We start from the raw sequence: 17,147 nt of genomic DNA, 5'->3' as shown, positions 1-17,147 counted from the left end.
GGCACGCTGCTCCGCCGAGCCCCCATCGAACCTCAACCGACTCTGGACACTCTCGTCGTGATTGCCGGCGCGCGCTGCATCCGCGGCAGCCGTATTGCGAGGAGTTGCGCGTGCAGATGCAGAAGCGATGGTGGCTCGGCTTTGTCGCGCTGATCGGATTCTACAAGGTGCCTGACATGGTGCTTGCCTGGCACGGCCGCGAAAGCGCGTGGCAATTCCTTTCGCTCGGCTGGTTTCTCTGGCTGCTCTACTTCGTCCCGGAACTGCGCCGCGATCCATGACACTCTGCGAAACGTTCCGGTGCGTGAACGGCCGCTGCGTGTTCTGAGCACGCGGCTCACGGCGGCAACAGGCGGTAGCCGATGCCCCGAACACCACCCAGCAGGTCGCCGGGACCTGCCGTCAGCAGCTTGCGGCGAAGGTTGCTCACATGGCTGTCCACGGTGCGCTCAAGTGCATCGCTTTCGGGCATGCAGGCATCGAGCAACTCGCCGCGCGAGAAGGCCTTGGTCGGCGCGCGCATCATATGGGCAAGCAGCTTGAATTCGGTGGTGGTCAGGTTGAGCAGCTGGCGTCCGTTTTCGGTGACGACATAGGCGGCGTGCGCCGCTGGATCGAGTTCGAGCGGCCCGTGACGAACCAGTGCGTCCTGGCTCATCCGGCCGCGCCGCAGGATCGCCTTCGCCCGCTCGACCACTTCGAGCGGGTTGAAGGGCTTCACCACATAGTCGTCTGCACCCAGCCGGAGCGCCGACAATTTGTCGAGATCCTCGGCAAGCGCGGTCGCCATGATCACCGGCGTGCCGCCACGGCGGCGGATTTCGGCAAGCACGGCGAAACCGTCGGTCTTCGGCAGCTTGACGTCGAGGACCATCAGGTCAGGCGCGAGCATCAGATGATGCTGCAAGGCGATCTCGCCGTTGGACGCCGTCACCGTGCGGAAGCCGTCCCGCGTGAAATAGGCGTCGAGGATGGAGGCGATTTCGGGCTCGTCCTCGACGATCAGCACCAATGCACGTTCCACGTTCGACTCCTTGCGGCCGTTCAACGGCCTGGCGGTCGAGATTAAGCGGATGAATTGTGGAGATTTGATGGAGCCGGAGCGAAATCCGGCATGCTGACCGGCCCGGACGATCAGGTGGCATCGCCCGGGCCGGAGCCGCCCTGTCTCAGAAGCGCATCACGCCGCCGAGCAGGAAACGGTTGCGCTTGACGTCGTCGCTGAACTTCACCCGGTCGAACTCGCCGCGGATCGCGAACATGGGGGTGAGCGCGACTTCGGCACCACCGCCGAACATGAAGCCGTCTTCCTTGATCTTGGTCGTGACCGGCTTCGCGCCGACCGCTCGCGATGTCGCGGTCAGATCGAAATTCTGGCGAGCCCAGCCGGCCTTGCCGAACAGGAGCGCCCTGTTGCCGAGCGCATAGCCGACCCGTGCCGCGGCATCGAAGGTGCGGCCAGGATTGGTCTTGACGCTGGTCGTGCCGACCTTCCGGTCGAACGTCCGGCCGCCACCGCCAAGGCCGAGCTCGACGCCGAGCACGATGTTGCTGTCGGTCTGGACGTCGTAGCCGACATAGCCGCGCCAGTCGAAGCCCTTGTTGCTGACGTCGAGCCTGGCGGTTTCGCCTGCGACCGGCTTGTCGATGCTCACGCGGCTGATGCCTGCCGAAACACCGACCTTGGGTCCGTCGAACGCCTTGTCCGAATTGTCCTGGGCCTGTGCGGTTCCGGCAGCGACGAGCGCGAGGCTGCTCAGGAGGAATTTGGTCTTCATGGGATACTCCAAGATACTGCGGCCCTGATCGACCGGTGGGCCGCATCTCGCGCCGAAGTGTGGAGGTGCGGTGGAGGTCGTGCCGACGGCGGGTCGAGTCCGGGCGGCAACCATCCGCTGCCGGCTCCACGCAACCTTCATCCTTCGCCGACTGAGCCTGCATCGAGTTGGTCCAGCGCCGGGGCCGGACGTTTCGGCCGGGAGGAAACATGGCGTATCTGATGACCGAGGGGCGGACGTGTCCCGCGCCGCCCGCCCGGAATCCCGCACTGCGCGTTGCGCTGTTCTCAGGGAATTACGACTGTGTCCGCGACGGCGCGAACCAGGCGCTCAACCGGCTTGTCGGTCACCTCCTTCACGAGGAGGGAGCGGCTGTGCGCATCTATTCGCCGGTCGCGGCTGAGCCGGCGTTCAAGTCGGTCGGCGATGTGGTGCCCGTTCGATCGCTCGCCATTCCGGGGCGCAGCGAATATCGGGTGGCGCTTGGCCTTCCGGCGAGGATCAGGGGGGATATCCGGGCTTTTGCGCCCGATATCGTGCACCTGTCGGCACCCGACTGGCTTGGCTGGCGGGCACAGCGCTTTGCGCGCGAGCTTGGGATCCCTGTCGTGAGCAGCCTGCACACGCGGTTCGAGACCTATCTGGACTATTACGGCTTACGGCGGCTCAGAAGGCCGGTGGAGCGGTGTCTGACGCGCTTTTATCAGGGGTGCGATCATGTGCTCGTCCCGACCGACGCGATCGCACGCACGTTCCGGGAAGCTGGAATGAACGGAAGGGTGTCGGTCTGGGGGCGGGGCGTCGATCGGGGCCAGTTCAATCCGGGACGCCGCAGCGCGGCGTTACGGCGTCAACTGGGCTATGCCGATAACGAGGTGGTTCCGCTCTTCTTCGGCCGCCTGGTGCGCGAAAAGGGCATCGGCCTGTTCGTCGAGGTCATGCGCGCCTTGCGCGACCTGGGATACCGTACGCGGCCGATGATCGTGGGCGAGGGGCCGGCAAGGCACTGGTTTGCCGAACAGCTTCCGGATGCGATCTTCCTTGGGCATCTGTCCGGCGAACATCTCGGCATGGCGATCGCAAGCGCGGACATTCTGCTCAATCCCTCGGTGACCGAGGCGTTCGGCAACGTGAATCTGGAGGCGATGGCATCGGGCGTTGCCGTTGTTTCCGCGCGGGTCGAAAGCGCCGCGGCGCTGATCGAGCACGGGGTGTCCGGGCTGCTGGTGGAGGAAGGCGATGTGGCGGGCTATGTCGATGCGCTGAGGCAGCTCATCGCGTCCCGCCCGGCTCGAGCCGCCCTCGGAGCGGCTGCTGCGCAGCGCACACTTTCCTATGACTGGCGCGGGCAGCTTTCGCCGGTGGCGTCGGTCTATCGCACCTGCCTCCGGCAGGCACGCCTGCCGGAGAAGCGGTAGCGCGAAAGAATTCAGGGGAAGCGCCGACGGATCGCGTAGACTTGGCGCGAGGACAGGATGGAAGGTTGATGGTTGCATCGCCCCGTCCTGGCCGCGCGTGCAATCCAAGCGAGGGATCGAGATGACTAGAATACGGGTTCTTCTGGCAGCATTGGCCCTGACGGTGCCGGCCGCCGCGCTGGCAGCTCAGCAGATCGCCGTTCATCGCGATCCGGGTTGCGGCTGCTGCGAAGTCTGGGCGCAACAGGTTCGCGCGCAATTCAAGCGACAGGTCCGGATGATCGACGACGCCCAGCGGGCCGCGCTTCAGAAGCAGATGGGCATTCCCGCCGATCTTTCTTCATGCCACACCGCGATCATCGACGGCATGGCGTTCGAGGGGCATGTCCCCATCGCCGACATGAAGCGCGTGCTTGCCCAGCGTCCGAAGGGCGTGAAGGGGCTGGCGGTCGGCGGCATGCCGATCGGTTCGCCCGGCATGGAGGTTCCCGGCCAGCGCCCGCAGGCCTTTACCGTCTATGCCTTTGGTCCCGGCGTCAGGAAGGCTTTCGCCCGCCACAACGGGTAGCGGGATAAATTCCCCTGATTTCGCATGATCATGGCACAGGACGCACTTGGCCTGTATAGACAGGCTATGACAGCAAACGCGGCCAAAGGCGGAGAAACAAACGGGAGCCCGGCGAAGAAGGCAGCGGAGGAACCGGGCGAGGCCCCGCGCTACGCGGCGATCAAGCTGTCCATCCATGATGCGATCAAGAACGGCACGCTGCGCCCCGGCGACCGCGTGCCGTCGGAGGCCGAGCTTGTGTCCCGCTTCGGCGTTTCGCGGATGACCGCGAACCGTGCGTTGCGGGAATTGCAAAGCGCGGGTGTGCTGGTCCGGCGCGCGGGGAGCGGATCGTTCGTCGCGGAGGCGAAGCCGATCGGGCACATGATCGAGATCCGCAACATCGCGGACGAGGTCCGCGCGCGCGGCCATGCCTATCGCGCGCGGGTCGTTCGGAACGAGGCGGTGAAGGCGATGGGCGACACCGCCGCGCTGATGGGCGTCGCTGCGGGTACGCGCCTGTTCCATTCGGTCATCGTGCACCACGAGGCCGAATTCCCGATCCAGCTGGAGGAACGCATCGTCCTGGCTTCGGTGGCGCCCGACTATGGCGAGATGGACTTCACCTGCATGACGCCGAACGAGTATCTGACCCGGACCGCGCCGCTCGAACGCGTCGAGCATCGCGTCCGTGCCGAGATGCCCGACGATCCGACCCGCAACCTGCTGGGGTTGAACGATGGCGAGCCGATCCTGGTGATGACCCGGCAGACCTGGAGCCGCGGAAAGCTGGTTTCCCATGCCTGGCTGACGCATCCGGCCAGCCGGTTCGAGCTTTCCGCGAGCTTCTCGGTCTCGAGCGACTGATCCTCAGGCCGCCGGCGTTTTCCGGCGGCGGCGGAGCCAGCGGAAATCGGCGCGGCTGAAGCTCTTGAACAAGAGGTAGAAGCCAGTTCCCGACAGCCACAGCGTGCCAAGCGCGACGATGATGATCAGCGGGTGGTTGAAGCTGGAGCGGTTCACATAATCCATGTTGTGAAGCATCCAGAAGAAGTCCCAGGTCCGCCAGGTATCGCCGCGCATCACGAGAAACCGCCCCGTCTCGGCTGAGACATAGGCGCTGGTGTTCTGCGCATCGGCGAAGTTCACCCGCCACATCGGGCCGCTATGGTCGCGCGCCTCGAGATTGTGCTTGGCCAGCCGCACCACGTCGCGGACGGGTGCATCGTGCATCATCGTCGCGACTGCGAGCGCCGTCTTGTCGTCGACCGTCACACGCTGCCCGTCGGTGGCGTCAGCGAGTGCAATGCCCTTGTCCGTCTGAAGCTCATAGACCGGACGTCCCATGAGGTCGCGGAGCGCAAGGCCCGAGATGGGGCCATAGGCCGCAAGCTTGGCCGGATCGACAAAGGCGGTCTCGGCCGGGAGCGGGTGAACGTGCGCGGCGTGTGCGCCGTGACCGCCGACCGCATCCTTGTCGAGCAGCGCCATCACCGCGCCGCTCAAAGCCCAGAGCAGGAACTGGAGGCCGAGGATCAGGCCCACCCATTTATGGATGCGGCGGAACAACAAAGGGGAGAGGCGGATGCGTTTCATGCCGCTTGTGCCTTCTTCTTTTTCTTGCGGCGCGGGAACGCCCAGATGAGCAGCCAGGCGCCGGTCAGGGCCATGGCGAACGCGCTCCAGGTGGCGACGCGCAGCAGCGGATTGTTGACGTCGGTCCGCTCGTCATAGTCCATGATGTGGAGCATCCAGGCGATGTCGAAACCGCGCCACAGATTGTGCCGCCGCGAGATCAGCTCGCCGGTCGCAGGCGACAGATAGAGCGTCGGGCGGTTCCACCCTTCGAACTCGACCTGCCAATAGGGCGGCTTGCGCGACTGCATCTCCTGCGGTGCTTCGGTTAGCAGCTTGACCGACACGATCTTGCCCGACCCGGTATAGATCTGTTGGGCGAGCCGGTGGATTTCCAGCTCGGTCGGCGGGGCAAGCCGCTGGCCGGTGCGTGCGTCGAACAGCGCCCGGCCCTCCGGCGTCTCGGCACGCCAGACCGGCTTGTCGAAATGACGCTGGAGCCGAAGCTCAGCGCTGCCCGGCTGGGCCGCCACGATCCGCGCCGGGGAAACGATCCCGGCGAGGTCGTAGGGCTGAACCGCCGGCGCCCGGACGAGATGGTCGCCATGGATCGTATCGATATGGATGACGACCATGTAGACGCCGGTGAGCGTCCACAGGACCACCTGAACCCCGACCAGCAGCGCCAGCCATTTGTGCGTGCGCCGCGCGACGAGCGGCCAACGGATCTTTCCCGCCATTGCCTTCCGCGCCTCAGAAGCCGGTGCGGAAGCCGACATAGAAGCGTCGGCCGAGCAGGTCATAGGTCATGGTGTCGGTGTTCGCATCGGTGAAGCTCTTGATGTACGGCGCCTTGCGATCGAACAGGTTGTCCACGCCGATCTGGAAGCGGGTACGCTCGTTGATCTCGTAGGCGAGCTGCGCGTTGTGGTAAAACACGTTCGGCGTGCGATAGCCGATATCGGTCGCCGCCGCGTTGAAATCGGTCGCCTTGCCGATCCACTGCGTCGACCATGTGGCGCTGAAGCCGTCCTTTCGCCCGGTGATCACGCCATAGCCGCGCCACTTGGCATAGCCGCCATTGCCGCCGCCGATATGGCCGTCGAACTGGATCGGGGCGCCGCCCGGGAAGGGCATCACAACATATTTGTTGAGATAGGTGACGTTGAGATCGACGGTCAGCGCGATCCCGCCGACATTGCGGTCATAGACCAGGCCGAGATCGAGCCCGTTCATCTGTTCGCGCCCGGTGTTGATCGGCTGCGCCGACAAATAGGTGACCTCACCTGTCAGCGTGCTGCGCGTGAAATCGCTGCAGAACGGGTGCGCCCGGTTGGGCGTGGCGTAGCAGACTGCGAGCTTGGTCGAGCCGGGGATGGCGCGGATCGCGTCCTTGATGTCGATGTCGAACCAGTCGGCAGTGAGCGACAGGCCGGGCACCAGCCCCTTGGGCCGGATCACCGTGCCGATCGTCCAGGTCCGCGAGCTTTCGGGCTTCAGATTCTGGTTGCCGCCGACGGTGGTGAGAATGGTGGTGCCGAGCTGGACATAGTTGGCCGGCACGCCCGATGCTTGGCAATTGGCGATCAGCGTCGCATTGCCGCTGGCCGAATAGCGGCTGCACGGATCGGTGGTGGTCAGGTTACCTTCCGACACGCCGCCGAACAGTTCCGGCACGTTGGGGATGCGGAAGCCGGTGCCATAGGTGCCGCGCAGGCGGATGTCGTCATTGATGACCCAGTCCGCGCCCAGCTTGTAGTTCCAGTCACCGCCGAACAGGTCATAGTCCGAATAGCGGACCGCGCCGTCGAGCGTCAGCGCCTTGAAGAAGGGCGTATTGGCGAGCAGCGGGACCGAGAGCTCGAGATAGCCTTCCTTGGCGACGCTGGAGCCCGAGATCGGGTCCTGCTGGTTGGTGTTGGCGACGCCGAGCACGGTCAGCGGATCGGGATCGCGCCAGCCCTTCTCCTTGCGATAGACCACGCCCGCCGCGAACGCGACCGGGCCCGCGGGCAGGCGGAAGAGGTTGCCGTTGATGTCGGCGGTGACCGTCGCGATCTCGTTGCCGCCGCGATCGCGCGAGGTGAACAGGATATAGTCGAGCGCCGCCGGGGTCAGGTCGCCGAAGCCGAGATAGTCGGCACAGGGGATCGCGGCGCCCGCCGCGAGGCTGCACTTGCTGGTGTCGAGCGTGTTCGCGACCCGCTCCAGATTGGCGACGTTGGTCGATCCGTCGACCGCGGTATTGCGGCCGAAGCTGCCGGCCACTTCCCACGCCCAGTCATTGGCGAACTTGCCGCGCAGCCCGAAGGTGCCCTGCCAGGTGTCGGTCTCCTGGAAGAATTGCCGGGGGCCGGGTTCGGCAAGGCGGCGCTGGATGAGGACGATATTCTGTCCGGTCGGGTTGGTCGGGTTGCTCGCCGAAATGGCGAGGTTCCGCAGCGTGCCCGGCGTCGCGATCTGGTTGGACTTGCGGTGCGTGTAGAGGAACTCGCCGAATGCCGTGATGCTGTCGGTCACCGCATAGTCTGCGAAGAAGGCGGTGCTGATCCGCTCGACCGGGCTGACCGCGTTCAGATAGGGGGTCGAATTGAAGTTGTGCTTCGCCGCGCTGTACGGCTCGTAGAAATTGCCGTTGCCGCCCGGCACCTGGTTGAAGTTGATCTGCTGGCCATTGGGCAGCACGGCGCGGCCGCCGATGGTCGAGGCACTGTTGACGCAGGCCAGCTTGCCCGGCGTCGTTTCGGAGAGCGAACAGGGCGCGCGGGTCGCCATGTTGACCGCTTCGGTCTTCTGATAGGTCACCGCCGCCATGAAGCCGCCGCGGTCGTTGCGCAGGCCCCAGATCAGGTCGGCGGTGAAATCGGATCCGTCGCCGCGCTCGGTCAGGCCCTGGCGGACGCTGATGCCGAGCCCTTCATAATCGGTGCGGGTGACGAGGTTGACGACGCCTGCCATGGCGTCGGCGCCGTAGATCGCCGAAGCACCGTCCTTGAGGACATCGGTCCGCGCGAGCGCGACGACGGGGATCATGTTGAGGTCGGGCGACGAGTTGGCGCCGGTGCCGCCCGCGACGAGGCGGCGGCCGTTGAGCAGCACCAGCGTGCGCTTGATGCCGAGGCCGCGCAGATTGACCTGCGCGGTGCCATAGCCGTTATTCGCCCAATAGGCCGAGGTCTGGTTGCCCGCGAAGCCCGCATTGGCAGGGAGCCGCTGGAGCACCGTCTCGATATTGACGATGCCGGTATTCTCGATCTGCTCGGCAGTCACGACGGTGGCCGGTCCGACTCCGGCGAGATCCTGCCGGCGGATTCGCGATCCGGTGACGACGACCTCGCCCGACGCGGCGTCTTGTGCGCTCTCGCCTGCGGTTTCGGTCTGTGCCAGTGCCGGTGCGGAATAGACCGCGACCATTGCAGCGCCGACAAGCAGCGCCCCCTTCTTGCTCATGTGAATTCTCCCTGTCCCTTGTTATGGGCCGAAGGAGCATGAGTTGTATATACAGGTCAATACAGATTCTGTCAGTTATTTCAATTATTTAGATTGAATTTGTATGTGCGTAGCATGCGCTATCAATACGCGGCTCGTTTCCATACCCCTCATGCGTCGCGAAATTTTTTTGCGTGGCGGGTGATTTCGTTGAAACTGTCGATGCGAGGGGGGCGATTGCACTCGACTGCAACCGATCCCCCGGAGCGCCGGGCCTTAATTCGGCGCTCCGGGGGGATGCGCTGGGCCGCGAGTCAGGCGGCGTCGACCAGCACGACCTCACTGTCCTCGAGTGCGGTGACGCGGAGCACGTCGACATCGCTGATCGCGGCGCCGTCACGCGCATTGACCCGGACATCGCCGATCTGCACTGCGCCCGTCGCCGGGACGAGATAGGCCTTGCGATCGGCGCCGAGCGGATATTCCGCCGTCTCCCCCGCGCGCAGCGTCGCGCCGACAACGCGCGCGTCGGTGCGGATCGGCAACGCGTCATCGTCGTTGTCATAGCCCGAAGCGAGGGTGACGAACTTGCCCGAGCGTTCGCCCTTGGGGAACGGCTTCGCGCCCCATTGCGGCGCCTCGCCATCGCGGGTCGGGATGATCCAGATCTGGAAGATCTTCGTCGTCACATCCTCAAGGTTGTACTCGGAATGACGGATGCCGGTGCCGGCGCTCATCACCTGCACGTCGCCCGCTTCGGTACGGCCCTTGTTGCCCAGGCTGTCCTGATGCGTGATCGCGCCCTCACGGACATAGGTGATGATCTCCATGTCGCGGTGCGGGTGCGGGGGGAAACCGGTCTGCGGCGCGATGGTATCGTCGTTCCACACACGCAGATTGCCCCAGCTGGTCCGCGCCGGATCATGATAGCCGGCGAAGGAGAAATGATGCTTGGCGTCCAGCCAGCCGTGATTGGCGGCGCCGAGACTGTCGAAGGGACGTAGTTCGATCATGGTCTGTCTCCAGAGGCGTACCGGACTCGGCCGCCGACAGGAGGGATTTAGCGATTGCGTGACCTCCATATGAGTGGGATAAAACTGCTCGGAATGTTCGAAGAATTGGAAAAGTGAGCAACCCCGGTACCCCGACCTTCGACCAGCTGCGCATCTTCCTCGCTATCGTCGATACGGGGAGCTTCGCGGCTGCGGGACGCAAGCTCGGCCGCGCGGTTTCGGTGATCAGCTACGGCATCACCAATCTGGAAGCACAATTGGGCCTGACGCTGTTCGAGCGTGAGGGGACGCGCAAGCCGCAGCTCACCGTGGCGGGGCGGGCGCTGCTGTCGGAGGCGCGGGCGATCTCGCACGGCATCGACGGTCTGCGCGCCAAGGTGAAGGGGCTGCTCGACGGGCTCGAGGCCGAGGTCGATCTTGCGGTCGATGTGATGCTGCCCGCCGACCGGCTGGGCCGTGTATTGCGCGCTTTCGCGGCTGAGTTCCCGACGGTGCAACTGCGCCTCCATGTCGAGGCATTGGGCGCGATCACGGCGATGGTTCTCGACCGGAAGGCGATGATCGGCATCTCCGGCCCGCTGGCGATCGGGGTCGAGGGTGTGGAGTGCGTCGCGGCCGGATCGATCCCGATGGTGCCGGTCGCGGCGCCCGACCATCCGCTCGGCAGGATGGAGCGGATTCCGCCCGGCGCGGGCCGCGATCACACTCAGCTCGTTCTGACCGACCGCTCGCGTTTCACCGAGGGGCGCGACTATTCGGTGATGAGCCCCAAAACCTGGCGCCTCGCCGATCTCGGCGCCAAGCACGCGCTGCTCCGCGAGGGCGTCGGCTGGGGCAATATGCCGCTGCCGATGATCGAAGCGGATCTCGTCGCGGGGACGCTGATCCGGCTCGCCATGCCCGATCACCCGGGCGGCACTTATCGCTTCGCGGGCGTGTGGCGCCGCGATGCGCCGCCGGGACCGGCCGCGTCCTGGTTGCTCGAACAGTTTGTCGAGCTTGGCAGCCACGATGCCGAGATCGCCGGGATGATCGACCTCTAGAATTTCGCCATCGCTTCGGCGCCGATCATCCGGATGGTGCGTGCCGACCCCGTTTCGCGGATGAACGCGCCGGGCCGGAAGACCGAGAGGGAGGCATTGAAGGACAGGGTCTGGCTCGCCTGCCAGCCGGCGGAAATCTCGATCTGGTCGCCGATATGGCGTGCCCCGCTGCCGCTCGCAGCCCGGATCAGCCCGCCGGGAATATCGTAGATGCCGTCCCCGCGGCTCTGCCGCCAGAAGGCCGCGGTCGCCAGTTCGACACCGATTCCCGAACCGAGGTCGAGATCGACGCTGGGATGAAGGTTGACGATGTTGCGCGGGCCGATCGGAGACAGCTCGCCGAAATACTTGCCCTTGGGAAAGAGCGCGTTGAAGGTGCCGAGCCGGGTATCGGCGGGGTTGCGGTCGCCGCTCGCAACATTGGCGCGCAGACGCAGGCGCGGCTTGAACATTGCCTGCGGAAAGCGCCACGCGGTCTCGGTTGCGATCGACCAGGCGCGGATCGGCATGCCGTCGAACTGCCCGCGCTGAAGCATCGCCTCCCAGTTCCAGCCGAGATTGCCGCGCTGGCCGAAGACGCGGAGACCGAATGTGTCGCGGTTCTCGTGTCCGGTGCGGCCGGCAAAGCGCGCCTCCTCATTCGCGTAGCCAAGCCAATAGGCGTCGACGCCGATGCTGCGCACCGGTGTGAGCGTCGCATAGATGCCGTCGAGCGTGCGCGTCCTCGACGTCCGGTCGTCGAAATCGCCGCCGCCGATCGCGACCGGCCGCAGGTGGAAGGCATCGACGCGCAGCGAGCCGTGCTCGCCGATCACGCGGACCCCGTCAAAGGCCTGGGGGATATTGGGGCCATAGCGGATGCCGACGAGCCGCTCCGAACCGAGCGCCATCAGTTCGCGCCCGCCGCGCAGCGTCAGGCTGGTCTCGTCGCCAAGGCCGAGGCGGATGTCGGCGAAGCCCTGAAGCAGGTCGATCCCGGTCTCGTCGGCGGGCCCCTTGCCCGGGCCGACGCCGCGCGCATAGCCGGCGATGCCCTGGACGAAGGCGCGCACCGGCCCGGCGTGAAGATCCGCATGCGGCATGACGCGGAGCCAGAGATAGCCGTCGTCGGGCGCGGGCGGATCGCCCCAGAGGTTATTGTCGAACCCTTCATAGCGCGCCCGCGCCTCACCACCGAGGGTCAGGTAGATATCGCCGCCAGCATCGAGCGGGATGTATTTGGCCTGCCGCCAGCCCGGTTGCTCCGCGCCGCGCAGCACCGACCAGTCCTCGTCATAGCGAAGATTGGTCTGCGCGACCTCCTGCGCGTGCGCGGCGAAGGGGAAGAGCGCGGCGAGGAGCAGCGAGAGGCGCATCAGCGGCGCGTGACGAAGTGACGCACCACCGGCGGCGTATCGCCCGCATGGAAGGCGGCGAGCGCTTCCTGCTGGACGCGATCGGCGTTGGTGACGCGGTCGTGCTGACGCAGATGCTCGAGCCAGCTTTCGACGGTGAAGGTCTCCACCACCGTTCCGGGCTGGGCAGTATCCTCATAGACGCCCCAATGGATCGCGCCGTCGCGGCGGCGGATGCGGCGCATCTCCTGGATCGCTGCGAAGAAGGCGGGGACGTTCGCGGGATCGACCCGATATTCGATCGTGACGAGGACGGGGCCGCTGTCATGCTCGACATTGCCGTCGATCAACGGTGCGGGCCAGTGCGTCGAGGGCGCGAGGTCGAGCGTGCTCGCACGATCGAGCGGGAAGCGCCAGGCGAGGATCAGGCTGGCCACGATCAGCAGGCCGGCGGCGGCGAGCAGGGTCGAGGGCACGCCGATCCGCGAGGCGACAGAGCCCCACAGGGTCGATCCGGCCGCCATCGATCCCTGAAAGACGAGCAGATAGATGGCGAGCGCGCGCGCCTTGACCCAGCCGGGCGAGGTCGCCTGCGCGCCGCCGTTGAGCGAGGCCATCATCGCGATCCAGGCGAAACCCGCAACGAACAGCGTGGCCGAGGCCGTCGCGAACTGGCCGGCCTGCGACAGTGCCGCCATCGACAGCGCGAGCAGGATCGACGCGGCGAGCGTGATCGCATTGGCGCCCATCCGGCCGCGCAGCTTCGGCATCACCATCGCCCCGGTGATCGCGCCCACCCCCATGAAGGTAAGCAGGCCGCCATAGCCGAGCGGGCCAAGCTCCAGGTCGCGCCGCGCGATGACCGGGAGCAACGCCCAGAGGCCGCTCGCGAAGAGGAAGAAGCCGACCGAGCGGATCAGCACCACCTTGAGCTCGGGCGCGCGCAGGGCGTAGCGCAGCCCGGCGCGCATCGCGCCGACCATATGCTCGGCGGGGAGGTGGCGCTCGGGCGACGCGCGCCGCCAGCGGGCAAGCACAATCAGCACGCCGAGCACCGACACCGCATTCACTGCGAACACCGCACCCGGCCCGGAAGCCGCGATGATCAGCCCGCCGACTGCGGGGCCGATCGCGCGTGCGATGTTGACGCCCAGCGAGTTGAGGGCGACCGCCTGCTGCAGCGCGGGTTGCGGCACCAGTTCGGGCACGACCGCCTGGAAGGCCGGGGCGGAGAGTGCCGCGCCGATCGCGATGGCGGCGGTGAAGCCGAGCAGGATGACGGCATTGGTCAGCCCGGCAAGGGTCAGGGCGGCGAGCATCGCGGCCGCGACCAGCCCGAAGAGCTGCGCACCGATCAGCAGATGCCGCCGGTCGACGATATCGGCAAGCGCACCCGCCGGGAGCGCAAGCACGAACATCGGGAAGGTGGTCGCCGCCTGCACCAGCGCGACCATCAGCGGGTCGGGCGAGAGCGAGGTCATCAGCCAGCCCGCGCCGACATCGTGCATCCAGGTGCCGATGTTGGAAACGACGGTGGCGATCCACAGCGCGCGGAACACCGGGCTGGCGAGCGGGCCGGCGGAGGGAGTCGATCGGGTCATGGCTTGCGCTCCTGCAGGATGGCCGCGAGCATCAATCCGCCGATCAGGCCGACATGCTCGAGGAAGGTGTTGCGCTCATGGAAGCGCGTCATCGGATCGGCGACCTGCCAGAAGGGGTGCGCGATCAGCGTCGCGATGGCGGTGAAAACGCCGAGCGCACCGGCCCCGAGCCATGCGTGACGACCGAGGATCACCAGCAGCGAACCGCCGATCTGGACAAGGATTGTCGCGATGACGGTGACGATCGCAGGCTCGAGCCCGAAATGCCGTGCCTCGGTAAGCGCGCCGGGCAGGTCGAGCAGCTTGGCGATGCCACTCGTCCAGTATGGGAGGGTGAGCAGGGTCGCAGCGGACGCCGCGAAGCGAGAGTCGCCGAGCAGGCGGGCGATGGGGGCGGGGGCCATCGTTCAGACCGCCCAGCAGCCGCAGCCCATGACGCCCCAGAAGCTCTGGACGTCGGCTGCGGGAACATTGGTGCCCAGTGCTGCGGCATGGTCATGGCCATGGACCCCGCAGGCGGTGCTGCAGCCACAGGCGGCGGCGAGCTTCTGCGCATTGCCCTCGCTGCGGCGATGATAGCCGCCAAAGGTCGCGACCGGCGACCAGTCGGGCATTGGCCGGGGCAGCGCGGGCGCGATCGGGCCGTAATCGCCCTCGCCATGGACGACCTTGCCGCCGAGCAAGGTCAGCACTGAGCGGAGATGGACGATCTCGCTTTCGGCGACGCTGAAATAGTCGTCCGAGAGCAGCGCGAGGTCGGCGAGCTGGCCGGGCTTGATCTGCCCCTTCTTGCCAACCTCGTTCGAGAACCAGGTGTTCTTCTCGGTCCACAGGCGCAGTGCGGTCTCGCGATCGAGGCGGTTGCGAACCGGATAGAGGGTGGTGCCGCCCAAGGTCTTGCCGGTGACGAGCCAGGACAGCGAGACCCAGGGATTGTAGCTCGCGACGCGCGTCGCGTCGGTGCCCGCGCCGACGGGGAGACCGGCGTCCATCATCCGCTTGATCGGCGGGGTCGCCTCGGCGGCCTTGGCGCCATAGCGCTCGATGAAATATTCGCCCTGGAACATCATGCGGTGCTGCACTGCGATGCCGCCGCCAAGCGCGGCGATGCGGTCGATATTGCGCTCGCTGATCGTCTCGGCATGGTCGAAGAACCAGTTGAGGCCCTGCAGCGGAATGTCCTTGTTGACCTTCTCGAACACGTCGAGCGCGCGGGTGATCGTCTGGTCATAGGTCGCATGCATTCGCCACGGCCATTTGCGCTCGGCGAGCAGGCGTACGACGGGTTCAAGGTCGCTTTCCATGTTCGCCGGCATGTCGGGGCGCTCGACGCGGAAGTCCTCGAAGTCCGCCGCCGAATAGACGAGCATCTCGCCCGCGCCATTGTGGCGATAGGTGTCGTCGCCGTCGCCGGGCTTCACCTGGGTCGACCAGGTCGCGAAGTCGCGCAGCTCTTCCTTCGGCTTCTGCGTGAAGAGGTTATAGGCGATGCGCAGCGTCATCTCGCCGTCTTTGTGCAGTTTCTCGATGATCTGGTAATCGTCGGGATAGTTCTGGAAGCCGCCACCTGCATCGATCACGCTGGTGACGCCGAGCGAGTTCAGCTCGCGCATGAACTGCTTCGTCGAATTGACCTGATATTCCTCGGGAAGCTTCGGCCCCTTAGCGAGGGTCGAATAGAGGATCGTCGCATTGGGCTGCGCCAGCAGCAGCCCGGTCGGGTTGCCCGCGGCGTCGCGGACGATCTCGCCGCCCGGCGGGTTGGGCGTGTCCTTGGTATAGCCTACGGCGCGCAGCGCGGCGGCGTTGAGCAGGGCACGATCGTAGAGGTGGAGGATGAACACCGGCGTGTCGGGCGAGGCGGTGTTGATCTCCTCGATCGTCGGCAGGCGCTTTTCGGCGAACTGATGCTCGGTGAAGCCGCCGACGACGCGCACCCATTGCGGCGCCGGAGTGTTCTGGGCCTGTTTCTTGAGCATCGCCATCGCGTCGGCCAGGCTCGGCACGCCGTCCCAGCGCAGCTCCATATTATAGTTGAGCCCGCCGCGGATGACATGGATGTGGCTGTCGATCAGCCCGGGGATCAGGCGGCGGCCCTTCGCGTCGATCACATCGGCATCGGGGCCGGCGGCGGCGCGCACTGCGGCTTCGCTGCCGACGGCGAGGAACCGGCCACCGCGGATCGCCACCGCCTGCGCCACCGGATTGGCTCGGTCGAGCGTGGTCACCTTCGCATTGATGATGATCAGGTCCTTGGGCTTCATGGCAAAACTCTCCGTGGCGGTCAGCAGGGCGGTGGTGGCGGCGCCGGCGAGCGCCTGGCGCCGGGTCAGCGGGATCATGCGTCGCGCTCCTTGTTGGCGGGCAGCGTGCCGAGAACATGCTGCGAGCAATCCTCACGGACGAAGCGGGTAAGCTCGGTACGGTCGGCAAGGCGCTTGGCGATCGGTACGATCTGCTCGCCGAGCAGGATCCCCGCGAGCCCGACCAGCGCGATGATCGGCGGGGCGGGAGAACGAACCCCGAGCAGGCTGTAGATCACGCCGACCAGCAGTCCGGCGCCCAGCGAGATGAGATAGACCTTCATGACGTCCCTCCTGTGCGGGCCGGGAAAGAAGAAGGCGGCCGGGCGCGGACGGCCCGGCCGCGGGGGGATCAGTGGCTGCCCTCGGAGGCGCCGAACATCGTCTTGGCGTAGGTGATGCCCAGGCCGTAGCCGCCGCCATAGTTGCGGGCGATGCCGGTGGTCAGATCATAGGTCTCGCCACGCGCCCAGTCGCGCTGCAACTCGAGCAGATACTGGAGCGAGGTCATCGGGCGGGCGCCGGCCTGTACCATCCGCTCGACCGCGCGCTCGTGCGCCTCGGTCGAGATGTCGCCGCTGGCGTCGGTGATGACATAGACTTCATAGCCCTGTTCGAGCGCCGAGAGGGCAGGGCCGACGATGCAGACCGAGGTCCACAGGCCGGCGAGGACCAGCCGGTCCTTGCCGACGCGGTTGACCTCATCGATCACCGCGGTGTCTTCCCAGGTGTTCATGCTGGTGCGGTCGAGCAGCTTCTGTCCGGGGAACGGGTCGGTGATCTCACTGAACATCGGGCCCGAGAAGCTCTTCTCGGCGACCGTGGTCAGGATCGTCGGAACGTTGAAGCCCGCGGCGGCATTCGCGATCAGCGCGGCATTGTTGCGCAGCAGCTCGGGGGCGATCGACTTGGTGGCAAAGGCCATCTGCGACTGGAAATCGATCAGGATCAGCGCGTGATTGTTGGGATCGAGCAGGGTCTTGGCGGGGGTCGGGGTGGCCTTGATCGACATGGATGACACTCCTTTTGAGAAACCGTTCGCCCGATGCGTTCGGGGTGCAGCCGGTCTAGGGCGGAGTGTTTGTACGAAACAGGCGGATAAAATT

At 66.1% G+C, this 17,147-nt stretch carries 17 protein-coding genes; 5 read left to right on the top strand and 12 right to left on the bottom strand.

Going from position 1 to position 17,147, the window contains the following annotated elements; genetic code table 11:
- The first annotated feature begins 110 nt into the window (after nt 1–110).
- On the top strand, nt 111–281 hold the full coding sequence (locus AC07TU_RS13040) for a hypothetical protein (protein WP_495188321.1): 171 nt from the start codon (nt 111–113) through the stop codon (nt 279–281).
- Nucleotides 282–337: 56 nt separating this feature from the next.
- Here the strand turns inward: AC07TU_RS13040 and AC07TU_RS13035 are convergent, their stop codons facing one another.
- Together AC07TU_RS13035 and AC07TU_RS13030 are read right to left on the bottom strand one after the other, a co-directional pair.
- Nucleotides 338–1,024 (bottom strand): response regulator, encoded by a 687-nt coding sequence (locus AC07TU_RS13035; protein WP_495188320.1) that lies wholly within the window; start codon nt 1,022–1,024, stop codon nt 338–340.
- Nucleotides 1,025–1,169: 145 nt separating this feature from the next.
- Nucleotides 1,170–1,778 carry an outer membrane beta-barrel protein gene (locus AC07TU_RS13030; RefSeq protein ID WP_495188319.1) on the bottom strand — a complete coding sequence of 203 codons (609 nt, stop codon included), beginning with the start codon at nt 1,776–1,778 and terminating at the stop codon, nt 1,170–1,172.
- A 209-nt stretch (nt 1,779–1,987) separates the two neighbouring features.
- Here AC07TU_RS13030 and AC07TU_RS13025 point away from each other — a divergent pair, with 209 nt between their 5' ends.
- The 3 genes from AC07TU_RS13025 to hutC all read left to right on the top strand — a co-directional run bounded on the left by AC07TU_RS13025 (nt 1,988) and on the right by hutC (nt 4,610).
- Nucleotides 1,988–3,196: a glycosyltransferase family 4 protein gene (locus AC07TU_RS13025; RefSeq protein WP_495188318.1), complete on the top strand. Its 1,209-nt coding sequence runs from the start codon at nt 1,988–1,990 to the stop codon at nt 3,194–3,196.
- Nucleotides 3,197–3,317: 121 nt separating this feature from the next.
- On the top strand, nt 3,318–3,764 hold the full coding sequence (locus AC07TU_RS13020) for a DUF411 domain-containing protein (protein ID WP_495188317.1): 447 nt from the start codon (nt 3,318–3,320) through the stop codon (nt 3,762–3,764).
- 66 nt (nt 3,765–3,830) lie between these two features.
- Nucleotides 3,831–4,610: a histidine utilization transcriptional repressor HutC gene (gene hutC / locus AC07TU_RS13015; RefSeq protein WP_495188316.1), complete on the top strand. Its 780-nt coding sequence runs from the start codon at nt 3,831–3,833 to the stop codon at nt 4,608–4,610.
- Nucleotides 4,611–4,613: 3 nt separating this feature from the next.
- On the opposite strand, the gene AC07TU_RS13010 is transcribed toward hutC, so the two are convergent.
- From AC07TU_RS13010 to AC07TU_RS12995, 4 genes are all read right to left on the bottom strand, one after another.
- Nucleotides 4,614–5,339, bottom strand: coding sequence for a PepSY domain-containing protein (locus tag AC07TU_RS13010; RefSeq protein WP_495188315.1), 726 nt, complete (start codon nt 5,337–5,339; stop codon nt 4,614–4,616).
- Nucleotides 5,336–6,058: a hypothetical protein gene (locus AC07TU_RS13005; protein WP_495188314.1), complete on the bottom strand. Its 723-nt coding sequence runs from the start codon at nt 6,056–6,058 to the stop codon at nt 5,336–5,338. Before AC07TU_RS13005 ends, AC07TU_RS13010 begins: the two co-directional genes overlap by 4 nt.
- A 13-nt stretch (nt 6,059–6,071) precedes the next feature.
- Entirely contained in the window at nt 6,072–8,768 is a 2,697-nt protein-coding gene (locus AC07TU_RS13000) for a TonB-dependent receptor domain-containing protein (RefSeq protein ID WP_495188313.1), read from the bottom strand.
- A 293-nt stretch (nt 8,769–9,061) separates the two neighbouring features.
- The gene (locus AC07TU_RS12995) at nt 9,062–9,760 is read right to left on the bottom strand and encodes a pirin family protein (protein WP_495188312.1); all 699 of its coding nucleotides are present in this window, start codon (nt 9,758–9,760) and stop codon (nt 9,062–9,064) included.
- 113 nt (nt 9,761–9,873) lie between these two features.
- Between AC07TU_RS12995 and AC07TU_RS12990 the strand changes: the two genes are divergently transcribed.
- On the top strand, nt 9,874–10,803 hold the full coding sequence (locus tag AC07TU_RS12990; RefSeq protein WP_495188311.1) for a LysR family transcriptional regulator: 930 nt from the start codon (nt 9,874–9,876) through the stop codon (nt 10,801–10,803).
- Here the strand turns inward: AC07TU_RS12990 and AC07TU_RS12985 are convergent.
- The 6 genes from AC07TU_RS12985 to AC07TU_RS12960 form a co-directional block, all read right to left on the bottom strand.
- A complete protein-coding gene (locus AC07TU_RS12985; RefSeq protein ID WP_495188310.1) occupies nt 10,800–12,158 on the bottom strand; it encodes an alginate export family protein in 1,359 nt (452 codons plus the stop codon). The two genes, AC07TU_RS12990 and AC07TU_RS12985, sit on opposite strands and share 4 nt — an antisense overlap.
- The gene (locus tag AC07TU_RS12980; RefSeq protein WP_495188309.1) at nt 12,158–13,738 is read right to left on the bottom strand and encodes an MFS transporter; all 1,581 of its coding nucleotides are present in this window, start codon (nt 13,736–13,738) and stop codon (nt 12,158–12,160) included. The genes AC07TU_RS12985 and AC07TU_RS12980 overlap by 1 nt, the downstream gene beginning before the upstream one ends.
- The gene (locus AC07TU_RS12975; RefSeq protein ID WP_495188308.1) at nt 13,735–14,142 is read right to left on the bottom strand and encodes a DoxX family protein; all 408 of its coding nucleotides are present in this window, start codon (nt 14,140–14,142) and stop codon (nt 13,735–13,737) included. The genes AC07TU_RS12980 and AC07TU_RS12975 overlap by 4 nt, the downstream gene beginning before the upstream one ends.
- A 3-nt stretch (nt 14,143–14,145) precedes the next feature.
- Nucleotides 14,146–16,080: an amidohydrolase gene (locus tag AC07TU_RS12970; protein WP_495188307.1), complete on the bottom strand. Its 1,935-nt coding sequence runs from the start codon at nt 16,078–16,080 to the stop codon at nt 14,146–14,148.
- A complete protein-coding gene (locus AC07TU_RS12965; protein ID WP_495188306.1) occupies nt 16,077–16,325 on the bottom strand; it encodes a XapX domain-containing protein in 249 nt (82 codons plus the stop codon). The genes AC07TU_RS12970 and AC07TU_RS12965 overlap by 4 nt, the downstream gene beginning before the upstream one ends.
- A 68-nt stretch (nt 16,326–16,393) precedes the next feature.
- Nucleotides 16,394–17,053: a hydrolase gene (locus tag AC07TU_RS12960; RefSeq protein ID WP_495188305.1), complete on the bottom strand. Its 660-nt coding sequence runs from the start codon at nt 17,051–17,053 to the stop codon at nt 16,394–16,396.
- Between the last annotated feature and the right edge of the window lie 94 nt (nt 17,054–17,147).

This window comes from Sphingomonas sp. GW821-FHT03E12 (assembly GCF_059420685.1).
The sequence above is the reverse complement of the archived record's forward strand: the minus strand, read 5'-3'. Positions and strand labels throughout refer to the sequence as shown.

Bases quoted from the DNA above. Each gene is read 5' to 3' on its own strand.
- AC07TU_RS13025 (WP_495188318.1), top strand. From the start codon at position 1,988: ATGGCGTATCTGATGACCGAGGGGCGGACGTGTCCCGCGCCGCCCGCC.
- AC07TU_RS13005 (WP_495188314.1), bottom strand. From the start codon at position 6,058: ATGGCGGGAAAGATCCGTTGGCCGCTCGTCGCGCGGCGCACGCACAAA.
- AC07TU_RS12960 (WP_495188305.1), bottom strand. From the start codon at position 17,053: ATGTCGATCAAGGCCACCCCGACCCCCGCCAAGACCCTGCTCGATCCC.
- AC07TU_RS13030 (WP_495188319.1), bottom strand. From the start codon at position 1,778: ATGAAGACCAAATTCCTCCTGAGCAGCCTCGCGCTCGTCGCTGCCGGA.
- AC07TU_RS13010 (WP_495188315.1), bottom strand. From the start codon at position 5,339: ATGAAACGCATCCGCCTCTCCCCTTTGTTGTTCCGCCGCATCCATAAA.
- AC07TU_RS12965 (WP_495188306.1), bottom strand. From the start codon at position 16,325: ATGAAGGTCTATCTCATCTCGCTGGGCGCCGGACTGCTGGTCGGCGTG.
- hutC (WP_495188316.1), top strand. From the start codon at position 3,831: ATGACAGCAAACGCGGCCAAAGGCGGAGAAACAAACGGGAGCCCGGCG.
- AC07TU_RS12995 (WP_495188312.1), bottom strand. From the start codon at position 9,760: ATGATCGAACTACGTCCCTTCGACAGTCTCGGCGCCGCCAATCACGGC.
- AC07TU_RS12985 (WP_495188310.1), bottom strand. From the start codon at position 12,158: ATGCGCCTCTCGCTGCTCCTCGCCGCGCTCTTCCCCTTCGCCGCGCAC.
- AC07TU_RS12980 (WP_495188309.1), bottom strand. From the start codon at position 13,738: ATGACCCGATCGACTCCCTCCGCCGGCCCGCTCGCCAGCCCGGTGTTC.
- AC07TU_RS13020 (WP_495188317.1), top strand. From the start codon at position 3,318: ATGACTAGAATACGGGTTCTTCTGGCAGCATTGGCCCTGACGGTGCCG.
- AC07TU_RS12970 (WP_495188307.1), bottom strand. From the start codon at position 16,080: ATGATCCCGCTGACCCGGCGCCAGGCGCTCGCCGGCGCCGCCACCACC.
- AC07TU_RS13000 (WP_495188313.1), bottom strand. From the start codon at position 8,768: ATGAGCAAGAAGGGGGCGCTGCTTGTCGGCGCTGCAATGGTCGCGGTC.
- AC07TU_RS12975 (WP_495188308.1), bottom strand. From the start codon at position 14,142: ATGGCCCCCGCCCCCATCGCCCGCCTGCTCGGCGACTCTCGCTTCGCG.